General features: G+C 72.0%; 19 protein-coding genes. 8 read left to right on the forward strand and 11 right to left on the reverse strand.

The window, feature by feature from the left end:
- Window positions 1-23 precede the first annotated feature (23 nt).
- Both coaA and K6T13_RS14035 read left to right on the forward strand, forming a co-directional pair.
- Window positions 24-998, forward strand: coding sequence for a type I pantothenate kinase (gene coaA / locus K6T13_RS14030; protein WP_222895167.1), 975 nt, complete (start codon window positions 24-26; stop codon window positions 996-998).
- Between the two features lie 580 nt (window positions 999-1578).
- Entirely contained in the window at window positions 1579-1869 is a 291-nt protein-coding gene (locus K6T13_RS14035; protein ID WP_222895168.1) for a hypothetical protein, read from the forward strand.
- 163 nt (window positions 1870-2032) lie between these two features.
- On the opposite strand, the gene glmM is transcribed toward K6T13_RS14035, so the two are convergent.
- From glmM to rplM, 3 genes are read right to left on the reverse strand one after another with little or no spacing between them, the layout of a single operon-like run.
- The gene (gene glmM, locus K6T13_RS14040; RefSeq protein ID WP_222895169.1) at window positions 2033-3382 is read right to left on the reverse strand and encodes a phosphoglucosamine mutase; all 1350 of its coding nucleotides are present in this window, start codon (window positions 3380-3382) and stop codon (window positions 2033-2035) included.
- 22 nt (window positions 3383-3404) lie between these two features.
- On the reverse strand, window positions 3405-3902 hold the full coding sequence (gene rpsI / locus K6T13_RS14045; RefSeq protein WP_222895170.1) for a 30S ribosomal protein S9: 498 nt from the start codon (window positions 3900-3902) through the stop codon (window positions 3405-3407).
- A gap of 26 nt (window positions 3903-3928) precedes the next feature.
- Window positions 3929-4375, reverse strand: a complete 447-nt coding sequence (gene rplM / locus K6T13_RS14050; RefSeq protein WP_222895171.1) for a 50S ribosomal protein L13 — start codon at window positions 4373-4375, stop codon at window positions 3929-3931.
- A 275-nt stretch (window positions 4376-4650) separates the two neighbouring features.
- On the opposite strand from rplM, the gene K6T13_RS14055 reads away from it, so the two are divergent.
- Window positions 4651-5940 (forward strand): citrate synthase, encoded by a 1290-nt coding sequence (locus K6T13_RS14055; RefSeq protein WP_222895172.1) that lies wholly within the window; start codon window positions 4651-4653, stop codon window positions 5938-5940.
- Between the two features lie 80 nt (window positions 5941-6020).
- Here K6T13_RS14055 and K6T13_RS14060 read toward each other — a convergent pair whose 3' ends face one another.
- Both K6T13_RS14060 and K6T13_RS14065 read right to left on the reverse strand, forming a co-directional pair.
- On the reverse strand, window positions 6021-6929 hold the full coding sequence (locus K6T13_RS14060) for an NAD-dependent epimerase/dehydratase family protein (RefSeq protein WP_222895173.1): 909 nt from the start codon (window positions 6927-6929) through the stop codon (window positions 6021-6023).
- 28 nt (window positions 6930-6957) lie between these two features.
- Window positions 6958-7791 (reverse strand): alpha/beta fold hydrolase, encoded by an 834-nt coding sequence (locus K6T13_RS14065; protein WP_222895174.1) that lies wholly within the window; start codon window positions 7789-7791, stop codon window positions 6958-6960.
- Between the two features lie 108 nt (window positions 7792-7899).
- On the opposite strand from K6T13_RS14065, the gene K6T13_RS14070 reads away from it, so the two are divergent.
- Both K6T13_RS14070 and K6T13_RS14075 read left to right on the forward strand, forming a co-directional pair.
- The gene (locus tag K6T13_RS14070) at window positions 7900-8451 is read left to right on the forward strand and encodes an MOSC domain-containing protein (protein WP_222895175.1); all 552 of its coding nucleotides are present in this window, start codon (window positions 7900-7902) and stop codon (window positions 8449-8451) included.
- Window positions 8452-8518: 67 nt separating this feature from the next.
- Complete coding sequence (locus K6T13_RS14075) at window positions 8519-9727, forward strand: S1C family serine protease (RefSeq protein ID WP_222895176.1); 1209 nt, start codon at window positions 8519-8521, stop codon at window positions 9725-9727.
- A 90-nt stretch (window positions 9728-9817) separates the two neighbouring features.
- Here the strand turns inward: K6T13_RS14075 and K6T13_RS14080 are convergent, their stop codons facing one another.
- Window positions 9818-13411, reverse strand: coding sequence for a M36 family metallopeptidase (locus K6T13_RS14080; protein WP_222895177.1), 3594 nt, complete (start codon window positions 13409-13411; stop codon window positions 9818-9820).
- Between the two features lie 154 nt (window positions 13412-13565).
- On the opposite strand from K6T13_RS14080, the gene K6T13_RS14085 reads away from it, so the two are divergent.
- Window positions 13566-14249 carry an AzlC family ABC transporter permease gene (locus K6T13_RS14085; RefSeq protein WP_222895178.1) on the forward strand — a complete coding sequence of 228 codons (684 nt, stop codon included), beginning with the start codon at window positions 13566-13568 and terminating at the stop codon, window positions 14247-14249.
- On the forward strand, window positions 14246-14569 hold the full coding sequence (locus K6T13_RS14090; protein WP_222895179.1) for an AzlD domain-containing protein: 324 nt from the start codon (window positions 14246-14248) through the stop codon (window positions 14567-14569). Before K6T13_RS14085 ends, K6T13_RS14090 begins: the two co-directional genes overlap by 4 nt.
- On the opposite strand, the gene K6T13_RS14095 is transcribed toward K6T13_RS14090, so the two are convergent.
- Together K6T13_RS14095 and K6T13_RS14100 are read right to left on the reverse strand one after the other, a co-directional pair.
- Window positions 14561-15031, reverse strand: coding sequence for a GNAT family N-acetyltransferase (locus tag K6T13_RS14095; protein ID WP_222895180.1), 471 nt, complete (start codon window positions 15029-15031; stop codon window positions 14561-14563). The two genes, K6T13_RS14090 and K6T13_RS14095, sit on opposite strands and share 9 nt — an antisense overlap.
- Window positions 15028-16257 (reverse strand): phosphoglycerate dehydrogenase, encoded by a 1230-nt coding sequence (locus K6T13_RS14100; RefSeq protein WP_222895181.1) that lies wholly within the window; start codon window positions 16255-16257, stop codon window positions 15028-15030. Before K6T13_RS14100 ends, K6T13_RS14095 begins: the two co-directional genes overlap by 4 nt.
- A 271-nt stretch (window positions 16258-16528) precedes the next feature.
- Here K6T13_RS14100 and K6T13_RS14105 point away from each other — a divergent pair, with 271 nt between their 5' ends.
- The gene (locus tag K6T13_RS14105) at window positions 16529-17791 is read left to right on the forward strand and encodes an HNH endonuclease signature motif containing protein (protein ID WP_222895182.1); all 1263 of its coding nucleotides are present in this window, start codon (window positions 16529-16531) and stop codon (window positions 17789-17791) included.
- Between the two features lie 10 nt (window positions 17792-17801).
- Here the strand turns inward: K6T13_RS14105 and K6T13_RS14110 are convergent, their stop codons facing one another.
- From K6T13_RS14110 to K6T13_RS14120, 3 genes are read right to left on the reverse strand one after another with little or no spacing between them, the layout of a single operon-like run.
- Window positions 17802-19487 (reverse strand): ABC-F family ATP-binding cassette domain-containing protein, encoded by a 1686-nt coding sequence (locus tag K6T13_RS14110; RefSeq protein WP_222895183.1) that lies wholly within the window; start codon window positions 19485-19487, stop codon window positions 17802-17804.
- Between the two features lie 44 nt (window positions 19488-19531).
- Window positions 19532-20323: a DeoR/GlpR family DNA-binding transcription regulator gene (locus tag K6T13_RS14115; protein WP_222895184.1), complete on the reverse strand. Its 792-nt coding sequence runs from the start codon at window positions 20321-20323 to the stop codon at window positions 19532-19534.
- The gene (locus tag K6T13_RS14120) at window positions 20320-22257 is read right to left on the reverse strand and encodes a DUF5107 domain-containing protein (RefSeq protein WP_222895185.1); all 1938 of its coding nucleotides are present in this window, start codon (window positions 22255-22257) and stop codon (window positions 20320-20322) included. Before K6T13_RS14120 ends, K6T13_RS14115 begins: the two co-directional genes overlap by 4 nt.
- Window positions 22258-22295 lie beyond the last annotated feature (38 nt).

Genomic DNA, 22295 nt, shown 5'->3' on the forward strand with positions numbered 1-22295 from the left:
GCTCTGCTGCAAGAATGCCGCGCATGTCTTCCAACGGCGGGGGGCCCGACGACAACGGCCGCGAGACCTCGCCGTACGTCGAGCTCGACCGGGCCGCCTGGGCCGCCCTCGGCAAGGAGACCGAGAGCCCGCTGACCGCCGACGAGATCACCCGGCTCCGTGGCCTCGGTGACGCGCTCGACCTCGAGGAGGTGGAGCAGGTCTACCTGCCGATCTCCCGCCTCCTGAGCCTCTACGTGGAGGCGGCCGGGCGGCTCCACCGCGACCAGGAGACGTTCCTCAACCAGCCGCACCCGCCGCGCACGCCGTTCGTCATCGGTCTGGCGGGGTCGGTGGCGGTCGGCAAGTCCACCACGGCCCGGGTGCTCCAGCACCTGCTCGCCCACTGGCCCGAGCACCCCAAGGTCTCGCTGGTCACCACCGACGGCTTCCTCTACCCCAACGCGGAGCTGGAGCGTCGGGGCCTGCTGCACCGCAAGGGGTTCCCGGAGTCCTACGACCGGCGAGCGCTGCTGCGCTTCGTCGTCGACATCAAGTCCGGTGAGGAGGAGGTGCTGGCCCCGGTCTACTCGCACCTGGTCTACGACGTCGTTCCCGACGAGCACGTGGCCGTGACCAGCCCCGACATCGTCATCATCGAGGGCCTCAACGTGCTGCAGCCGGCGCGGGTCCGCGACGACGGGCGCGCCGGGCTGACGCTGAGCGACTTCTTCGACTTCTCGGTCTACGTGGACGCGCGCACCGAGCACATCCGCGCGTGGTACGTCGAACGGTTCCTGCGGCTGCGCGAGACGGCGTTCCGCGACCCGGAGTCCTACTTCGCCAAGTACGCCGCGCTCTCGGAGGCCGAGGCGGTCCGCACCGCCACGCACCTCTGGGACACGATCAACGGGCCGAACCTCACCCAGAACGTGCTGCCCACGCGGTCACGCGCCACCCTGGTGCTGCGCAAGGACCGCGACCACTCCGTGCGCTACGTGCGGCTGCGCAAGCTCTGACTGGGTGTGCCCCATTTCCTGGTCGGGTGCGGCTGCGGAGAAGCGCACGCTCAGGCCGATGAGCGGGTGGACCGCCGCCTGTGCCGTCGTGTTCGCGCCAGCGGGCAGACACCGACGATTCGCCGCCACTTCGAGCCTCGCGAGCGACGTTTGCCCGCTGCTGCGTTCGGCTCGAGCCAGTGACGCCCGTCCCGCGCCAGCGCACGGATCTGCCGCGAAGAGCGCGGTCCTGCCGATGACAGGTCACTCGCTTGGTCATACTGCCGGGGATGGATGAGTCAGAGGCACAGGCATCAGCCGACTACGCTCGGAAGGCCGCAAGAACCCTCGTCGGGGGTTGGTCGGTTTTGTCTGCCATCTTGGCGGTCGTCCTCGTGGCTGTTGCCGTCGAAGATGACGACCCAACCCGCGCACTGGCAGCCCTGGCTGGCCTCGGCTTCGGAGTCCTAGCAGTGATGTTGGCGGTGCTGTCGAGGCGCGCCCGGCGTGCGTTTCAGCACCCTGATTCAGACAAGTGATCGGGCATCGCTGGATCGAAGTCCTGATAACTTCGCGCTCTTCCACCGGGGCGAGGAGAGCCATGAGTAGTTCAATCTCGGGTAGGTGGCGACTTAACCTCCGCAACCCGTTCTTCTACGCGGCCTTGTTTGGCGCGGGCTGCACTGGCGTCGCGGGCATGTTGCTCGCTGGCGCCGACGTCGCAACGGCCCTGCTGCTCTTCGGACCAATCCTGGTGTTGCTCTGGGTGACCATGCCGTTCCTTATTCCACCGGCACCTGCGGACATCGATCATCGAGTTCTGCGGTTGGTGACGCTCGCCGGATGGGGCGTGGTGCTTCTGGTCGTGGCGCTCGTCGTTACACGGCTCTGACCGATCCGACGTGATCGGTCCCTGGCGTGACCAGCGCCAGGCAGACTGGGGCGGTCGCTTGCGACACCGACTGACCGCACACGCCGCTGAGCGGATGGCGGCATCGCGTTCGCTGCGCCGCAGTCCCAGCCACATGTGACACACCCAGTGAGGGCTGCGAGCCTCAGAGGGCCAGCTGCTGCCGTACGACGCCCGCCAGCCGCTCGGCGACACCGCGTGCCTGGTCCTCGGTCGGCGCCTCGACCATCACGCGCACGATCGGCTCGGTCCCCGACGGCCGGAGCAGGATTCTCCCGCTGCCGTTGAGAGCGGCCTCCTCCTCGGCCACGGCGGCCGCGACGACCGCGTCCTCGTCGGCCCGCGACTTGTCGACCCCCGGCACGTTGACGAGCACCTGAGGCAGCCGCGTCATCACCGAGGCCAGGTCCTGCAGCGACCGGCCGGTGGTGGCCATCCGGTCCAGGACGTGGAGCGCGGTGAGGATGCCGTCGCCGGTGGTGGCGTGGTCGCTCATGATGACGTGGCCGGACTGCTCCCCGCCGAGGGAGTAGCCGGAGACCTTCATGGCCTCGAGCACGTAGCGGTCGCCGACCTTGGTCTGGCGCACCCCGATGCCGGCCTCCCGCATCGCCTGGACGAAGCCGAGGTTGCTCATCACCGTGGCGACCACGGTGTCCTTGGCCAGCCGGCCCTGCTCGAGCAGCGACTGGGCGAGGACCGCAAGGATCTGGTCGCCGTCGACGACGTTGCCCTCGTGGTCGACGGCCAGGCAGCGGTCGGCGTCGCCGTCGAGGGCGAAGCCGACGTCGGCGCCGTCCTTGAGCACGGCCTCGCGCAGCGAGTCGAGATGGGTAGAGCCACACCCGTCGTTGATGTTGACCCCGTCGGGCAGGGCGTGGATGGCGGTGACGTCGGCACCGGCACCCACGAGCGCGCGGGGCCCGGCCTCCGAGGCGGCCCCCTGGGCGCAGTCGAGGACGACGCGGATGCCGACGAGCGGGCGCTCCACCGTGGAGATGAGGTGACCGACGTAGACGTCGAGAGCGTCCTCGCGGGCCCGCACCCGCCCGACGCCGCCGCCCTGCGGCCGCTGCCACTCCTCGCGCAGCCGCTCCTCGATGGCCATCTCGAGGGCATCGTCGAGCTTCTGCCCGCCGCGGGCGAGGAACTTGATGCCGTTGTCGGGCATCGGGTTGTGGGACGCCGACAGCATCACGCCGAGGTCGGCGCCGAGCGTGTCGGTCAGGTAGGCGACCCCCGGGGTGGGGAGCACGCCGAGCAGGTGGACGTCGACGCCGGCCGAGGCGAGCCCGGCGACCACGGCCGCCTCGAGGAACTCGCCCGAGACGCGCGTGTCACGCCCCACGACCGCGAAGGGTCGGTGGCCCTCGAACTCGCCGGCCTCGGCGAGCACGTGGGCGGCGGCGACGGAAAGGTCCAGGGCCAGCTCAGCGGTGAGATCACCGTTGGCCAGGCCCCGGACCCCGTCCGTGCCGAAGTAGCGCTTCGTCATGTACGCCGCAGCGTCCGACGGATCAGCGCTTGCTGTACTGAGGCGCCTTGCGGGCCTTCTTGAGGCCGGCCTTCTTGCGCTCGATGACGCGGGCGTCGCGGGTCAGCAGGCCAGCCTTCTTGAGCACCGGGCGGTTGGCCTCGACGTCGACGGCGTTGAGGGCGCGGGCCACGCCGAGGCGCAGCGCGCCGGCCTGGCCGGTGATGCCACCGCCGTGGATGCGGGCGATCACGTCGAAGCGACCCTCGAGGCGGGTCGCCACGAAGGGCTCGTTGACGACCTGCTGGTGGAGCTTGTTGGGGAAGTAGGCGTCGAGCGGGCGACCGTTGACGGTCCAGCTGCCGGTGCCGGGCACGATCCGGACGCGGGCGACGGCCTGCTTGCGGCGGCCGGTGGCCGCGGCGGGGGCGATGGCGGAGCTGACGGGCGCGTCGGCGGCCGGCGCGCTCTCCGAGCTGTAGGCGACGCCCTGCTCGTTGGTCTCGAAGGTCTCCTCGACCTCGGTCTGGTTCTCAGTCACTGGATAAGTCCTCTGCGTCCTGGTCGTCAGCCCTGGGAGATCTGCGAGATCTCGAACGGCGTGGCCTGCTGGGCCTGGTGCGGGTGGTGGGGTCCGGAGTAGACCTTGAGCTTCTTGAGCATCTGCCGGCCGAGCTTGTTCTTCGGCAGCATGCCCCAGACGGCCTTCTCGATGACCTTGCGGGCGTCCTTGTCGAGGCCCTCGCCGATCGGGGTCGCGGTCAGGCCACCGGGGTAGCCGGAGTGGCGGTAGCTCATCTTCTTGGTGGCCTTCTGGCCGGTGAGCGCCACCTTCTCGGCGTTGACGATGATCACGAAGTCGCCGGTGTCCATGTGGGGGGCGAAGATCGGCTTGTGCTTGCCGCGCAGCAGGTTGGCGGTCTGGACGGCGAGGCGGCCCAGGACGACGTCGGTCGCGTCGATGACGTGCCAGTCGCGCTGGATGTCGCCCGGCTTCGGGCTGTAGGTGCGCACGTGTGTGCCCTTCTCGTTCGTTGATCCCGCGCCGGTGGACCCGGCCGGGTGGTGGTGCTGCGGCTTCTGACGAACACGGCCCGGCTCAGACTTCGGTCCGGGACTGCACTCCGACCCACGTGGAGGTCGGGGCGCGGCAGGAGTCGCGACCGCTCAGATTACCGGCGGGCCGACGTACAGGTCAAAACGCGCCAACCCCCACCTGACCTGCGGGGACGGGACGGGTTCCAAGACGCAGATTCGCGCCGCTCCGCTGCCGGGGTTAGGTTGGGCGGGTGACTGATTCTCTCACCGTCCGCGACAACCGCACCGGACAGGAGTACGAGGTCCCGATCACCGACGGCACCATCAAGGCCGCCGATCTCGGTCAGATCAAGACGGGCGACGACGCTCCGGGCATCGCGGTCTACGACCCCGGCTTCGTCAACACCGCGTCCTGCCGAAGCGCCGTCACCTACATCGACGGCGAGCAGGGCATCCTCGAGTACCGCGGCTACCCCATCGAGCAGCTCGCCGAGAGCTCCTCGTTCCTCGAGGTCGCCTACCTGCTCGTGCACGGCGCGCTCCCCACGAAGGCCGAGTACGACGCCTGGGTGCACGAGATCACCTACCACACGTTCGTGCACGAGAACGTCAAGCGCTTCATGCACGGCTTCCGGTACGACGCCCACCCCATGGGGATGCTCATGGCGTCCGTCGGGGCGCTCTCGACGTTCTACCCGGACGCCCGCAACATCGGCGACGCCGACAACCGGCACATGCAGATCGTGCGCATGATCGCCAAGATGCCGACGCTGGGTGCCTGGTCGTTCCGTCACGCGCAGGGCAAGCCGTTCATCTACCCCGACAACGAGCTGTCCTACACCGCCAACTTCCTCTCGATGCTCTTCAAGATGAGCGAGAAGAAGTTCGAGGCCGACGAGCGGCTCGTGAAAGCCCTCGACGTGCTCTTCATCCTGCACGCCGACCACGAGCAGAACTGCTCGACCAACGCGGTGCGGTCGGTCGGCTCGAGCCAGGTGGACCCCTACTCCGCGGTCGCCGCCGGCGTCGGCGCCCTCTACGGCCCGCTCCACGGCGGCGCCAACGAGGCGGTGCTCCGGATGCTGCGCCGGATCGGGAGCAAGGAGAACATCCCCGACTTCATCAAGGGCGTGAAGGACGGCAACGAGCGGCTGATGGGCTTCGGCCACCGCGTCTACAAGAACTACGACCCGCGGGCCAAGATCATCAAGAAGGCCTGCGACGACGTGTTCGAGGTGACCGGCGTCAACCCGCTGCTGGAGATCGCGCAGGAGCTGGAGAAGATCGCGCTCGAGGACGACTACTTCGTCAAGCGCAAGCTCTACCCCAACGTCGACTTCTACTCCGGCCTGATCTACGAGGCCTTCCAGTTCCCGCCCGAGATGTTCACCGTGCTCTTCGCGATCGGCCGCACCCCCGGTTGGCTCGCGCAGTGGCTGGAGCTCGTGCAGGACAAGGAGCAGAAGATCGCGCGCCCCAAGCAGATCTACACCGGCGACCGGACGCTCACCTTCGAGCCGGCCGCTTCCCGCTGGGGCTGAGCACCACCCCGACACACGCGACGCGGCGTGTGCCTCGACGTGCGCCTGGGCGCCCGCTGAGGCACACGCCGCGCTGCTTCTCAGCGCAGGTCGTCGGCGAGCTCACGCAGAGCCGTGGTCAGGTCGACACGGGGGCGCCAGCCCCAGGCGTGGGCACGGTCCGCCCGCACCTGTCCCGTCCAGCTCGGCTCCTCGACCCAGGTCGGTTCGACGCCCAGGGCTTCGGTGACGGTTCCGAGGTAGTCCCGCCACGTGGCCGGCTGCGCGGCGACGTTCAGCGCCGTGCAACCGAGCGGCACGGGCCCGGCAGCCGGGTCGTCGGCCTCCGGCACGCGTTCGGTCGCGAGATCGGCGGCCAGCGTCGACAAGTCCTCGACGTGCACCCAGGCCCAGCTGCGGCGGGGGTCGGCGCGACGGGCGACCGGGTCGTCCCGGACGTCCGCCGGCCGCAGGGTGTTCCAGACCGAGCTGTCGCCGCGACCGAGGATCGCTGGCGGACGGAGCAGGACGCGGGTCAGCCCGTCCACCCCAGCGAGCGCCGCCTCGGCGTCCCGCTTGGTCACGGGGTAGGCGCCGGCGTCGTCACCGACGAGCTGCGAGGACTCGTCGACGTCGCCCACCCCGGGTGAGCGGTCGTAGACCGCCGCCGTCGACAGGTGGACCAGCCGGGAGACCCCGGCGTCCCGGGCGGCCTCGGCGAAGGCGCTGGTGCCCTCCACACCGACCCTGCGCTGGACGTCGTGGCCGCTGCCCATCGGGTGCACGGTCGTCACCACGGCGTCTGCCCCGGTGGCGGCTGCGCGGGCGACCTCTGGGTCGGCGAAGTCACCCACGAGCTCCTCGGTGCCCGCCGGCGCGGTGCCGGCCCGCCGGACCATGGCCCGGACCCGGGCGCCCTGCTCGAGGAGGGCGGCGCAGGTGCGCGAGCCGACCAGCCCGTTGGCTCCGGTGACCACGACGGTGACGGCAGAGGGGTCGGGTCGGTTCATGGCACCCACCCTGCCAGCCGGCACCAGCTCATCCCTCCGGCCCCAGCTCCAGCATGCGTGGGACCACGGTGTCCCACGCGGCTGGCGGCGGAGCCTCGTGCCCCATCCCCTCGACCACGAGCAACCGCGCGCCCGGGACGGCCGCGGCCAGCGCCTCGCCGTGCGGGAGGGGGAAGAACGGGTCCTCGGTGCCGTGCACGACCAGGGTCGGGCACGAGATCCGGCGTACGTCGAGGGGCTCACCGTCGCCGTCGCCGACGACCAGCCAGTGGTTGGCGGCCGCTCCCGGGTCGATGCTCCGCTCCACGGCGGTCTCCGCGACCCGTCGGGTGCGGGTCTCGTCGAACAGCGAACCGCCGAAGACGCGCTCCCCCGCGACCAGCCACTCGACCACCTGGGACTGGTCGTCCCAGTCCGGGTCCGGCGGCGGGTCGTCGAAGACCGCCGCGACCCGCGGCTCAGGTCCGGGCAGGGTCGCGTGGTCGACGCCTCCGACGGCCGAGGTGGCCACGAGCGTGAGGGCGGACACCAGGTCCGGCCGGCGCAGAGCGACCGCCTGGGCGAGGCCCCCACCCATGGACATCCCCACGAGGTGCGCCGGTCCGGCCCGCAACGACGTCACCAGCCCCGTGAGGTCGTCCCCGAGAGCGGATCCCGGGTAGTCGGGTCTCCCCCGAGGACGGGTGGTCGACGCGCCGGTGTCGCGGTGGTCGTAGCGGACCACCCGGCGGCCACCGGCGGCGATCGCCGCACAGAAGGCGGGGTCCCACCAGTCCATCGACTGAGCCGCCCCGGCGACGAGCACGACCACCGGGTCGTCCTGGTCGCCGTACTCGTCCACGCACAGCTCGATCTCGCCCACCTCGAGGTTCCTCACACCACATGAGACCCGCGACCGGTGCGTGAATCATCGGCCACACGCCGGCCACCCCGCACCGCAGCCTGCCGCGGCGTGGCGGAGACTGTCCCCGTGACGCTCGTGACGACCGCCGACCTCGAGAGCCGGCTCGCGCACCTCCGCGCCGCCCCCGCTGACGTCGGCACGCTCGACCTGGTCGTGCGCCGGCCCGGCCGCCTCCAGCGCGAGGTGCTGGCCGAGGCCCTCCTGGACGAGGCCGACGGCCTCGTGGGCGACGACTGGCTCAGCCGGGCCACGCGCCGTGCCCGCGAGACCGGGCGACACCTCGACGCCCAGGTGACCGTGATGAGCTCGCGGATGGTCCGGCTGCTCGCCGACACCGACCAGGAGCGGGCCCTCGCCGGTGACCAGCTCTACGTCGACCTCGACCTCTCCGTGACCGTCCTGCCGACGGGCTCGCGCGTGGCCGTCGGCGACGACGCGGTGCTCGAGGTCACGGCGAAGCCGCACCGCGGGTGCCGCAAGTTCCTGGACCGCTTCGGCGAGGCCGCCACCGCCTTCGTCAACTCCCCCGCCGGTGTGGAGCTGCGGCTGCGTGGCCTCAACGCCCGGGTCGTGCACGGCGGCGTGGTGCGCCCCGGCGACGCCGTACGCCGGCTCTGAGCGGTTCTCGGCGCGAGCCAAGCCCCCTCTCAGCCGCCTCACAGCGTCGCTTGTCACGCTGGGTGGCATGAGCGACACACGCATCCTTCCCCCCTTCCCGGACGAGCCCGGACGCGAGCCCCACGGTGCGGGCGCGCCCGTCGCCCGCACCGAGAGCCTGGAGTCGCCCGGACAGCGTCCCCGCGGCTCCCGCCGCTTTGCCGCGGGCATGCTCGCGGCGTCGCTGGTCGTCGGCGGCCTGGCCGGGTTCGGCGGCGCAGCCGCCTGGGAGGCCTGGCAGGACGAGCCGGCCCCGCTGGGCAGCACCACCTCTCCGACCGTCCCGACGGCTGACGCCGACGACGAGCCGGCCCCCGAGGGCTCGGTCGAGTCCGTCGCCGCCCGGGTGCTGCCGTCGGTCGTCCAGATCGAGGTGCAGGGAGCCGGAGGCTCGGGCTCCGGCTCGGGCATCGTGCTGTCCGAGGACGGGACGATCCTCACCAACCAGCACGTGGTCGAGGTCGCCGAGGACGGCGGTCAGATCGTCGTGAACTTCGACGACGGGTCGGAGGCCGAGGCGAGCATCGTCGGCACCGACCGACTCACCGACACCGCGGTCATCCAGGCCGAGGACGTCGAGGGGCTGACGCCGGCGACCATCGGCCGCTCCGGCAGCCTCGACGTCGGCCAGGAGGTGGTCGCGGTCGGTTCACCCTTCGGGCTGGAGGCCACGGTGACGACCGGCATCGTCAGTGCGCTCAACCGACCCGTCAACGTCGCGCAGTCGGCGGACGGGACGTCCACGACCTACCCGGCCATCCAGACCGACGCCGCGATCAACCCCGGCAACAGCGGCGGCCCGCTGGTGGACATGAAGGGCGCGGTGGTCGGCATCAACTCCTCGATCCGCACCGCGGCCTCCCCGGGCCTGGGACAGGGCGGCGCCGGATCGATCGGTCTCGGCTTCGCGATCCCCATCGACGCCGTCATGCCCCTGGTGGAGCAGATGGTCGCCGGCGAGGAGCCCACCCACGCCGTCCTCGGCATCACCGTCGGTGACGGGGAAGCCGGTGACGGCGCGGTCGTCGGAGAGGTCAACGGCGGCTCGGCCGCCGCGAGCGCCGGGCTCGACGCGGGCGACGTCATCACCCGGGTCGACGACCAGCGGATCACCGACAGCAGTGCCCTGGTGGCCACGATCCGGGCCTACCGCCCCGGCGACGAGGTCGAGATCACCTTCGTCCGCGACGGCGAGGAGCAGTCGGCGACGGTCACGCTGGACTCCGACGGCTCCTGAGGGCACCCGGGAAGAGCTCAGCGGCGCCGGACCGCGTAGGCCGGCGCCGCTGATCCCGAGCGGGTCAGGTGACCCGCGGGCGCTCCCCCGTCAGCTGGTGGGTCCGAAGACCTGCAGCTCGGCGATGCGCACCTGCTCCTTCGGCGGGGAGAGCACGGCCCGGTCGGGGGTCGTCTCCTCGCTGTCGCAGTCCGGGTTGCTGAACACCGGGTCGTTCGACGGGTTGGTGTCGCCCTGGTAGGCGGGCCCGCCGGTGCACTGGTTGTCCCGCACCCGGATCCGGACGTGGGTCGCCTTGACGCCGCGGAAGCCGAACGACCGCAGCAGCAGGTCCGGCGCCGTCGGCCGCGGCCGGACGCCCGGGAAGGCGTCGGCGGCGGAGCGGTAGGCCACGCTGAACTCGGCCTCGTCGTCGGTGCAGGTGTTGCCGTTCACCGTGGCGTCGCAGACCAGGATGTCGAACGAGCGCAGGGCCGAGAACCGGCTCTGGCTGCCCGAGTCCGCGTTGTCCGGGTCGGTCGGCCGCAGCGCGGCGCTCACCTGCACCTTGTTGATGCGGACCGGCTGGTCACCGATCTTCACCGTCACCTGGCGACCCTGGACCTGCTGGCCCTCGCCGCGACCCTGGCTCGCGGTGCCGGCCGACTCGAGCGAGGCCCAGTTGGTCGCCTCGCTGTCGTCGATCAGCGCCTCGAGGTTGATGCCGTCACCGGTGGCGGTGGCACCGTTTGTGGCCGAGGCCAGGTTGCGGCGCAGCGGCACGTCGATCACGACGTTCTGACCCGGCTTGAGGGTCCGGCTGAAGCGCACCGCACCGTGGCCGGGGGCCTGTGCGAGGAACTCGTACCTGCCGGGCACGAACGACACCGTCGAGCCGGTCTCGGTCTCCGGGTCGTTGTCAGCGGTCGGCGTGACGCGGGCCTCGTAGACGCCGGTGTAGACCGTCGTCTTGTCAGCGGCCGAGCGGAACTCGACGGTCGCCTCGTCCTTCGCCACCGGCGAGGACCAGCCCGGTACCGGGTCGCGGTCGTCGACGTTGGCCGCGTACGCGGTCTCACCCATGCCGCGCTTGGCGAAGGCGTCCCAGAGCTCGGCCTGGTTGGCCCCGTCGAACCGCAGCAGGTCCGCCGCGAGCATGGCGTCACGCGAGTCGAGCATGGTCGAGCCGGCCGGGTTGAGCAGGAAGCCGTCGAACATGATCTGGGCCCAGCGCCGGTTGCCCGGGCACTCGTCGGCGGGCAGTGCACCCTCGGCGCAGCGCAGCTGCAGCGCCTTGTCCGAGGACGGGAACTGGCCGTCGTACTTCTGGTTGAGCGCCACCACGATGTCGTGGTTGGCGGCGCTCCAGATCTCACCGTCGGCGTGCGGGGACTCCGAGCCGTTGCCGTCGTAGCCGAGGTCGGCGTAGGTCAGCGGGCTCTGGTTCATCGCGTAGTTGCGGATGCCCCGCTCCTTGTTGCCCGACACGTACGGCGCCAGCGCGAGCGGGTTGGCACCCTCGCCGGTCGAGATGCCGTTGCCACGGAAGTACTCCGCGAACACCAGGTCCGACCAGCTCTCGCTCTGGCCCTGGGTGGCACCGGTCCCGGTGTCGGGGCCGGCGATCATCCGGTTGCTGATGGCGTGGCCGTACTCGTGCGCGACCACCGCCATGTCGTAGGCACCGTCGGTGCAGGCGGCGTAGAAGGCGCCCGCCAGCGGCTGCCAGAGGTACTGGTTGGTGATCGGCGCGATGCCGTCCTGCAGCGTGATCTGGTTGGCGTTGTCACGGCCGTTGAACGTGCGGCGGCCGGACTGGGCGTTGCCGACCTCGGGGTCGTTCTCGCGGGTCGGACCCGTGTTGCCGAAGTTCGACTGCTGCAGGTTGGAGTTGCGCTCGGTGAAGCCGAGGAAGTAGCTCCAGTCGTGCATCCGGTTGTGGCTGACGAACAGGTTGGTCACCGACGCGTCGTCGTCGTTGCCGCCCGGCTGGTCGAAGGTCTTCGGGTCACAGCTGGACTCGTACCACGTGTTCTTCCACGGGTAGTCGTAACGACGGTCCGGGCTGACCGGACGCTTGAACACGGTGTCGGGCGAGCGGAAGCTCACCTCGGAGATCGCGGTCGTGGCGTTGTTGCCCATCGACGTGAGCGAGGCCAGGCTCGGGGGCAGCACGTCCCAGGGCAGCCGCGAGGCGATGTTGCCGACCTCGTCGTCGCAGGCGGCCGAGTCGCTCACCCAGCACCACAGCGAGCGGGTGTCCGCACCGGGAGCGCTGGAGTCGGTGAAGTTGGGGTTCGCCTCGAACACCCGCCACCGCGGCATCGCCGGGTCAGCCGAGGTGGCCGGACCGGTCGTGACGGAGCCGGTGTAGGAGATGGACCCCGCGGAGGGCGTGAACTCGCAGATCTCCACGAAGTAGTCGCCGGCCGGGACGCCACCGTTGGGGCCCCAGGTGAGCACCTCGGGGCTGGTGAGCAGGTCCTGGGAGGCGACCGGGTTCGCCTCGCCGTCGCGGTAGAGGTTGATGGTGATGTCGTCGTCGGTGCCGTTGGGGACCGTGGCGCTGGCCGCGACCGAGATCTGGCCGGTGCCCTCCTCCGCGGTCACCGGGCCGTGGCGCTGGTCCTGCGGGGTGCAGGCACCGGCGTCGTCGGTGGCTCCCGCGAAGGGCTGGGCCGACGGCGCCGAGGTCGGCATCGTCATCCCGTTGACCAGGTGGTCGACGCGGTTGTCGCGCAGGAGGACCTTGCCGGTCTCGGCATCGACGAAGCTGATGTAGGCGGCCGGTCCGCTGTGACCCTCGTGGTCGGTGTGGTCGGCCTTGAGGATCGTGGTCTCCCAGACCAGCCGGACGCCGGCGGTCGGGGTCGGCATGGCCATCTGGCGGGCGCGCTGCAGGTCTTGCGACCCAGCGGCCTCGAAGGTAGTCCACGGGCCGTCGGCCTCGACGGAGGTCAGCTGCCCGAGCTCGAGGTGGACGCCCTCGGCCGAGGCCGCGATCGCCTCGGCGGCGTCGATGTTGCGGGAGCCCGCGACGTCCTCGTCACCGGTGACGGAGGAGGAGACCCAGCCGACGCGCCCGTCGCGCTGGACGCCGACGGTCAGCAGGCCGTCGTGGCCCGCGGCGAGGTCACCGAAGGTCTGGCGGAACGTCACCACGTGGGCGACGTCGGGGTTGCGGACGGCCTTGCCGTCACGCTCGCGCGCGAGGTCGGGGGTGTCGAGCAGCGGGGAGTCGGTGACCACTTCGAGCGCGGCGACCTGGTCGGCCGACAGCTTGAAGAGGTCGCTGTGGTCGGACACGAAGCCGCGGGCCACGTCGGCGGCCTTGCCGGAGCGCGGACCCGAGAGGTAGCCCTGCTGGTTGTACATCACGTGGGGCGTGCCGAAGTCGTTCCAGCGGACCGTGGTCGCGCCGAGTGACTTCGCCGCAGCCTTCTGGCCGGCGGTCGCGGCGACACTGCCGTCGCGGAAGTCCTCGACACCGGCGTGGTCGTGGCCCTCGCCCTGGAACGAGAACTCGAAGGTGTCGGGGTTGGGGCTCTCGGGCGCCTGTCCCGCGGCCGGGACCAGGGTCGCCGCGAGCAGGAGCGTGACGGGGAGCGCGAGGACGGGTGCGAGCCGCCGGCGCAGGGGGGGGTGTTGGTGAACGCATCGTGGGGGTCTCCAGTGCCGACGGATCACGTCGGCGGGCCGGTTCACAGCCGGTCGGGCTGCCTGACAGGGGTCGTGCCGCAGCGCCGACGCGGGCCTCCGCGAGCGACCTGCACCCTGCTCAACGACGATGTGTGCGCCAGGTCACGCTCCTGTGCAGGCAAGGTCAGGAGAGTGGCACTGTCGTCCGTACGCTGGCGCGGTGGACGACTCCTTCCGGCGGGGCCTGCGGCTCGGGGTGCCCTACGCCGCCGTGGCCACGGTGCTGGCCCTCTCCTTCGGCGTGCTGGCCGTCCAGGCGGGGTTCACCCCCGTGCAGACGATCGCCCTGTCGGCGCTGGTGTTCGGCGGCTCGGCGCAGTTCACGGCCCTGACCATCGTCGGCGCCGGCGGCGGCATCGGCGCTGCCGTGGGGGCGGCCACGCTGATGCACTCGCGCTTCCTCGCCATGGGCATCGCGCTGGCACCCTCGCTGTCCGGGGGGCCGCTCCGTCGTGCCGCCGAGGGGCAGATCGTGGTCGACTCCTCGTGGGCGCTCGCGAGTCGTGGGGACGGGACGTTCGACCGCGGGCTGCTCTTCGGCACGACGGTGCCGCAGTACGTCGGCTGGGTGATCGGGACCGTGATCGGCGCCTACGGCGGCACGATCATCAGCGACCCGGGCAGTCTCGGCCTCGACGCACTGTTCCCGACGTTCTTCGTGGGCATCCTCATCGCCGAGCTCCGCAAGCCCCGGGCCCGGGTCGCCGCCCTGCTCGGTGCGGCGATCGCCCTCGCCCTCGTGCCGCTCACCCCTGCCGGGGTGCCGGTGCTGGCCGCCAGCGCCGCCGCCCTCGTGGGCCTGGGCCGCCTGGATCCCGCGCCCGACCCGGAGGTGGCCGCATGAACCTCACTGGAGTCCAGGGGTGGCTGCTGATCGCCGCGTTGACCGTCATGGCTGCGACCACCAAGGCCCTGGGGCCGGCGATCGTCGGGGGTCGCGCACTGCCGCGGTGGGCCAGCGGCGTCATCGCCGTGACCGCGCCGGCGCTGCTGTCGGCGCTGGTGGTGACCTCGGTGCTGGCCGACGGACAGCAGTGGGCCGTCGGGGCGCAGACAGTCGGTGTCGCGGTGGCGGCGCTGCTCCTGCTGTGCCGGGTGCCGCTGCTGCTGGCCAGCCTCGCCGCCGTCCTGGTGACGGCCGGGGTGCGCGCGCTGTCAGGCTGAGGTCGACCGGCCGCAGCGGTCCACCCGCTGCCATGGCCAGGCATCGGCGAGCCAGCGGGCGACGGCGTCGGCGAGCGGCTCGTCGAGCGTGGCCCTGTCGGCCCGCACCCAGGACTGCACCGTGACGTCGCACTCCTCGGAGGCCGAGGGGTAGAGGTAGACACAGCCGATGACGTCGTCGCCGCCCACATCGAGGACGGTGAAGGTGAAGCCGACGCGCTGCGCGAAGTCGTCGGCGTGGCGGCGGAGGTCGCGGAGGTTCTCCTTCAGCGTCATGCCACCCAGCGGCGGCCACGTGCCGTCGGGGTAGCCGGGAGTGGCACGGATGTGCTCGATGCTCGACGTCCAGGCGGCGTGGTCCCGCTCGTTGTGCAGCGGTCCCAGCGGCTCGAGGCGGAACTGCTCGGTGGCCAGCGTGGTGGGCGGCTCGAAGCCGGCCGGCACGAAGGGCTGCACGGTCACGGGCGGCGCCCGCCGTTCGTCCCGAGCTCGGCCTGGGACACGCCGAGCACGTCGGGCACCTCCCGCAGCGTGGCCAGGAGCTTCTCGGACGTCTCGCCCGCCACGTCGATGGCGGCGACCGCCGCCTCACCGCCGCGGAAGACCCGGTTCTCCATGTGCTCGACGTTGAGTCCCTCGGCGCGCAACAGCTCGAGCACCTGGGCGAGCACGCCGACGCGGTCCCGGTGGCGGACCGTCAGGGTCATGGACCCCAGCCGGCCCGGGTCGAGGTTCACGCAGTGGCGCACCTCCCCTGCGACGAACGCGTCGACGATGTCGGTGACCCCGGCGGCGATGGCGCGCTGCGCCTGGTCCGTGGACGCGCCGATGTGGTGCGTGGCGACCACCGCAGGGTGTCGACCGAGGGGTGAGTCCCACTCGCCCGCGCCGAAGCCGGGCTCGTCGGCGAACACGTCGAGGCCTGCGCGGACGTCGCCGGCGTCCAGCGCGGCGAGCAGGGCGGTCTCGTCGACCACGTCACCCCGCGAGGTGTTGAGCAGGATCGCCCCCTTCCTCATCCGGCCGAGGAAGTCGGCGTCGACGAGGTGGCGGGTGCTCTCGGAGGCGGGCACGTGGAGCGTGACGATGTCGGACGACGCCAGCAGCTGCGGCACCGAGTCGCACATCGTGACCCCGAGCTCCTCGGCTCGCGCGGCGACGTGGGGAGGTCGCCCGTCCTTCGCGAGCGCCTGGACGTGGATGCCGAACGCCGACGCGCGCTCGGCCACCGCGAGGCCGATGGAGCCGAGGCCGATGACGCCCATCGTCGAGCCCAGCAGGCCGTCCGCCTTGCTGTAGCGCTGCTTGTCCCACTGTCCGTTGCGCAGGTCGGCCACGTTGTCCGCGATCCTCCGGTCGATCGCGAGCAGCAGCCCCATCGTCAGCTCGGCCACGGCCGCAGCGTTGCGGCCCGGGACGTTGGAGACGAGGACGCCGTGCTGAGCGGCGGCATCGGTGTCGATCGTGTTGGTGCCGGCCCCGGCCCGGATCACCAGCGCCAGTCGGTCGGCCGCCTCGAAGACGGCCCTTCCCACCTTGGTCGAGCGCACCACGAGCACGTCGAACCCGGCGATCCTCCCGGGGAGGTCGTCGGCGGAGAGCCCCGGCTCCATCACGCACTCGTGGCCGCGGGCCTCGAGGTCGACGAGCGTCTGCTGCGGAAGCCGGTCGGCGAGGAGCAGCCGCATCGCCACCTCCTGGGACGAGCTCGCCGCCGGTGCCGGCGGGTGTGCCGTCACGCTAGCGCGTGGACGGACAGTGTCGCCACGGCCGTCACGCCGCCGCCTCAGGGCCGTGGGGCCCGTCGCGCATGACAGGCCGTCCGCAGCACCTTCCTCGCCGCGGTCGCCGGGCCCGTGACCCCGCCACCAGTGGTTCACAGAGTGGGGATCCGCGCGATTGTCCCCAGGTCCGGTTCGGGACCCTGGCTTCGAACACGTGCTCGAATAGATTGGGACCATGTCAGCAGCCCTGAACCTTCACCCCGAACCCGGTCATCCGGGTGCGATGGTGGTTGCTGTCCACGAGCTGCTGGACGGTGTCGCCGCGGACCTGCTCGGTCCCAGCGACTTCGCCGGCGTGATCGCCGAGCTCTCGCGGGCCCGGTCGAGACTGCAGGCCCTGGAGCTCAAGCTCGTCGCCGCCGCCGAGCGGCACCACGTGCCGCGGCTGACAGGCGCCCGGTCCACCGGAGCCTGGGTGGCCCAGCAGACCCGCAGCGACGGGGCGCAGGCCGCACGTGACGCCCGACTCGCCCTCGACCTCGACGCTTCCCTGCCCACCACCGCCTCGGCCCTCGGAGCCGGCGAGGTGTCGGCTGCGCACGCAGCGGTCATCGCCGGTGCCACACGGCAGCTGCCCCCGTCGCTCACCCCCGACCAGCGCCGAGCCGTCGAGCAGCGCCTGGTGGACAAGGCCCGGGTCCTCGACCCGCGGCAGCTGCGGCGGGTCGCCCGCCGCGCGCTCGAGGCCGTGGAGCGCGACACCTCCGTGGTCGACGCGAACGAGGACGGCATCCTGCGCGACGAGGAGGCCCTGGCGCTGTCCCGGACCAGACTCACCCTCCACGACAACGGTGACGGGACCACGTCGGGCCACTTCCGGGTCCCGACCCTTGCTGCCACGGTGCTGCGCAAGGTCGTCGACGCCATGACTGCACCGCGCCGCGGCCGCCTGGGCGCCACCGAGGCCCAAGCGGGCGACCAGCGTCTTGACCGGGATCCCGCGCACGAGCGAGGGCTCGCCCTGACCACCCTGCTGGAGCACCTCCCCACCGACCGGCTCGCCAGCAAGGTGGCGGCCACCGTCATCGTCAAGCTCGACCTGGACACCCTGCGCGGCCAGCTCAAGGCTGGCGGCCTCGACACCGACGACCTCGTCTCCGCCGCAGAGGCCCGTCGCCTGGCCTGCAACGCTGGTCTGGTCCCCGCCGTCCTCGACGGCGCGTCGCAGCTGCTGGACCTCGGGCGCGGCAAGCGTCTCTTCTCCGAGGCACAACGCACCGCCGGCGCCCTCCGGCACACCAGCTGCGCCGCCGACGGGTGCGACGTCCCGTACGCCTGGGCCGAGCTCCACCACTGGCAGCCCTGGTCCCGCGGCGGTCGTACCGACCTCGAGGACCTGGTGCCTCTCTGCGGGTTCCACCACCGCCGCGTCCACGACAGTGGCTACCTCCACCGGCGACTACCCGACGGGTCGATCAGGTTCAGTCGGCGGACGTGAGGCACGTAGGTCACCGCACGCGGGCGACCCGGCCCTCGTCCCACACCGGACCGTCGGACTCATAGACCGAGCCGTCGGCGCCGTACACCAGGAAACGGTCGAAGCCGCGCGCGAACCAGCGGTCGTGGGTGACCGCGAGCACCGTTCCCTCGAACGCCTCGAGCCCCTCCTCCAGCGCCTCGGCGCTCTGGACGTCGAGGTTGTCGGTGGGCTCGTCGAGCAGGAGCAGCGTCGCGCCCGACAGCTCGAGCAGCAGGATCTGGAACCGTGCCTGCTGACCACCGGAGAGCGACTCGAACCGCTGCTCCCCCGCGTGCGCGAGCTCGTAGCGGTCGAGCACCCGCGCCGCCTGCTCGCGCCCCATCCCGTCGCGGTGGTCGTCGCCCCGGTGCAGGATCTCGAGCAGGGTGCGACCCATCAGCTCGGGATGCTCGTGGGTCTGCACGAACCAGCCCGGCCGCACCCGAGCCCCCAGCTTCGCGCGGCCGGTGTGGTTCACCGGCGCCACCGGTACGTCGCCGACCGGCTGGTGCTCCACGTCGGGGTCGGTGCCGCCGCCGGCGAGCAGCCGCAGGAAGTGCGACTTGCCCGAGCCGTTGCTGCCGAGCACGGCCACCCGCTCGCCGTACCAGACCTCGAGGTCGAACGGCTTCATCAGGCCCGTGAGCTCGAGGTCCTCGCAGACCACGGCGCGCTTGCCGGTACGGCCGCCCTTCAGCCGCATCCGCACCTGCTGCTCCCGCGGCTGCTCGGTCGGGGGCCCGGCCTCCTCGAACCTCCGCAGCCGGGTCTGGGCCGCCCGGTAGCGGCTGGCCATGTCGGAGTTGTAGGCCGCCTTCTGCTTGTACATCAGCATCTGGGCCCGGAGCTTGGCGTGCTCCTCCTCCCAGCGACGGGTCAGCTCCTCGAAGCGCAGGAAGCGCTCGCGTCGGGCGTCGTGATAGCTCGCGAAGCCACCGGGGTGGGTCCACACCCGGTTGCCCGCGGCGCCGAGCTCGACCGTGACCACCCGCGTCGCGGTGTTGTCGAGCAGCTCGCGGTCGTGGCTGATGTAGAGGATCGTCTTCTCCGACTCCCGGATCCGGCCCTCGAGCCAGATCTTGCCCGGGACGTCGAGGAAGTTGTCCGGCTCGTCGAGCAGCAGCACCTCGTCGGGACCCCGCAGCAGGTACTCCAGCACCAGCCGCTTCTGCTCGCCGCCCGAGAGGGTCCGCAGCTCGCGGTACTTGGCCCGGTCGTAGGACAGGCCGAGACCGGCGATCGTGCACACGTCCCAGGTGACCTCGAGGTCGTAACCACCGGCGTCGGCGTACTCCGCCAGCGCGGCCGCATAGGCGAGCTGGGTCTTCTCGTCGTCGGTGTCCATCAGCGCCAGCTCGAGGCGGTCCACCTCGGCACGAGCGGTGCGGACGCGCGCCGGCGCCACCGAGAGCAACAGGTCGGCCACCGTCGGGTCCTCCCCGAGCCCGTGCGCCACCATCTGCCGCATCACGCCGAGCCCGCCGGACCGCGTCACGACGCCCGCGTGCGGGACCAGGTCGCCCGTGACGATCCGCAGCAGCGTCGTCTTGCCCGCCCCGTTGGCTCCGACCAGTGCCACCTTGGCACCCTCGCCGACCCGGAAGGAGACGTCGTCGAGCAGGACCCGGCCGTCAGGGAGCTCGTAGCGCACACCGGCGACGTCCACGTGACCCATGGCCGTCATTGTCCGGGGTGGCGACAGCACCGCGCACCCGGGTTTCAGACGAGCGTGACCTCGACGCCCGCAGCCCGGAGGTCCGCCACCACGTCCTCCGGCGCCTCCCGGTCGGTGATCAGCTCCTGGACTCGGTCGAGCCCGCAGATGACCGAGAGCGACACCCGGCCGAGCTTGTGGGCGGCGGCGACCACCGTGACCCGCTGCGCGCGCTCCGCCATCTCGGCGTTGATGACCGACTCGCCGAGGTGATGGCAGCTGGCCCCCTGGAGGTTCAGGGCGTCCACCCCGAGGAACAGCTCGTCGACCAGCAGGTCGCGCAGCACCCGGCTGGCGAACGGTCCGTGCAGCTCGTAGGACTGCGGCCGGGCCACGCCCCCGATCACCACGGTGCGGATGCTCGGCCGCAGCACCATCTCGCCGGCGATGTTGAGGGCGTTGGTGACGATGGTGACCGCGTCGGCCTCGGCCTCCTGGACGTCGGGGCGCGCGCTGAGGTGCCGCGCCACGGCGGTCGTCGTGGTCCCCCCGTTGAACGCCACCACCGTGCCCACCCGGATCCGTCCGGCGGCCTCCGCCGCGATCCGCTCCCGCGGGTCGTCCGAGGTGGTGCGGTAGCGGGCCGGGAGGTCGTAGGCGACCGACGTCGCCACGACACCACCGTGCGTGCGGGTGGCGAGCTGCCGGCGGGCCAGCTCGCCGAAGTCGCGTCGGACGGTGGCCGCCGAGACGCCCAGCAGCTCGGCTGCCTCGCTGACCGAGAGTCGCCGGCGGGCGGCGAGCGCGTCGAGCAGCAGTCGCCACCGCGTCGCCTGGTCCGGGCCCTGCGTCGTCATCTCGTCCCTTCCTCGCGAACCATCCGGAAGTCCAGGTGCGGCGGCACCGGCTGGTCCGGCCGCACCCGAGCCCAGAGCTCGTCGAGGTCGCGAGCTCCCTCCGCCAGGTCCGGCACCTCCAGATCATCCATGATCGCCGCGGCGTCCGCCGATCTCCCGAGGTCCGCGAGGGCGCGGGCCCGGAGCAGTCGGGTGCGGCCGTGGTGGCGTACGCCGTCAGGCAGCTCCTCGACGACCTCCAGGCAGTCCTCGGGCCGGCCGAGGTCGAGCAACAGCTCGAGCTGCTCGGTCGCGGGTGTCCGCGCCTCGGGGTCGAGCCGGCGTGCGGTCGTGTAGTGCTCCACCGCGGCCTCGGTCCGTCCCTGGGCCAGCGCCACCTGGGCCTGGCCTCGCTCGGCGACGGCGGTCGGCCGGAGCGCGGCAGACCGGCGGTAGCGCTCCTCCGCCTCGTCGAGTCGACCGCGGAGGTGCTCGTTGACGGCGATCGCGAGGTCGACCCACCAATGGGCGGGCCGGGCGCGGAGGACGGCGAGCCAGCGGTCCGAGACCGGGGGCACCGTGCGCGCGGGGGCCAGCGCATCTAGTCGCTCGTCAGGCTCGTCACGCAGCACCGCGACCGCGACCGCACTGGTGTCGTCGACCTCGGCGAACGGGAGTGCCGCGCGATGCTGCCAGTCACCCCCGCGCAGCAGCACCTCGGCGTGCCCCCAGCCGCTGCCGTGCGCCAGCACCTCGTCGGGAGCGCGGTCCGCGACCTCGCCGAGCCACCGCCGATGGTGCCGTTCGAGCGCGGCCGGCCGACCCGCGCCGTGGGCCACCTCCGCGGCGGCGGCACAGGCGTCGTCGTAGGGTCCGGCCACCACCTCCGGCTCGAGCCGGAGCGGCTCGAAGGTCTCCGTCCACGAGACGCTCGCGCCACCGGGGAGGACGTCGTGCTCCAGCTGTGTCGGGCACGCGCCGGCCTGGATCTCGCAGTAGCGGCGGTCAGGACCGCTCAGCCACTCCTGCCACCGTGTGCCACCGGGGCCGGCACCCCACACGAAGAGCTTCCGGCCGGCCAATCGGTCGGTCGAGGTCTGCAGGAGCCCGAGGCCGTCGGCCTCCACGGCCGCGACCAGCCGACCGGACCGGTCGCCGACGTCGAAGAAGTAGTCAGCTGCGTGCACCGAGGCGCCGGGACGGCTGACATCGACACCATCGCCGTCCGGGACCGGGAAGGCGACACGGTCGAGCGCGCCGTCGTACGCCGTGCGCCAGGCGTGCTCGGCGGGGCAGAGGACGCGCGTGCCGGGCGTCTCGGGCACCGCGATGTTGGTCCAGTAGTAGAGCGGCTTCGCCTCGGGGTCGGGGTTGAGGACGCGGGTCGAGGCGACCAGCCTCGACCCCTCCAGCCCGAGGTCCACCTGGAGGACCAGGTCGCGGGTCCGCTCCCACTCCCACAGCCGCAGGGCGTCCCCGTCCGGCAGGTGCAGCACCGCGGCGTGCACCGGCCGCGTGCTCAGGCAGGTGTGGCCGGTCGACCCGAGGTTCCACTCGATGCCGCCGGCGAACCAGGCGTCGGTGAGCCCGAAGTTCGCGAACCGGAGCACGGGGTTCCGGTGGAGCAGCTCGCGGCCGGACCGCTCGTCGCGCAGCGACCACACCCGACCTCCGAGCCCCGGCAGCACGGTCGCGGTGAGCACGCCGTTGGTCAGCTCGAGGGCGGGGAGCGTCTGCGGCGTCGTACGCCGGTCGTAGCCGTTGAACCGCGCGTAGGGCAGAGCCGTCGCGAGCCGGCCGTAGGAGACCCGCTCCCTCATGTCGGCGGGGGCCGTGGGGTCCAGCCGTGGCACCGGCAGGGCGCGGACCGCGCCGAGATGGGGGAAGGGGTCCTCCTCGCCCACCGGGGAGCCCGGCACCGTCAGCTGGGTGGGACGCACCCGCACAGCAGTCACACCTGTCACGTCCCCTTCTCTCGGTGATTGATTCTGCT

This window comes from Nocardioides coralli (assembly GCF_019880385.1).
GTDB lineage: Bacteria > Actinomycetota > Actinomycetes > Propionibacteriales > Nocardioidaceae > Nocardioides > Nocardioides coralli.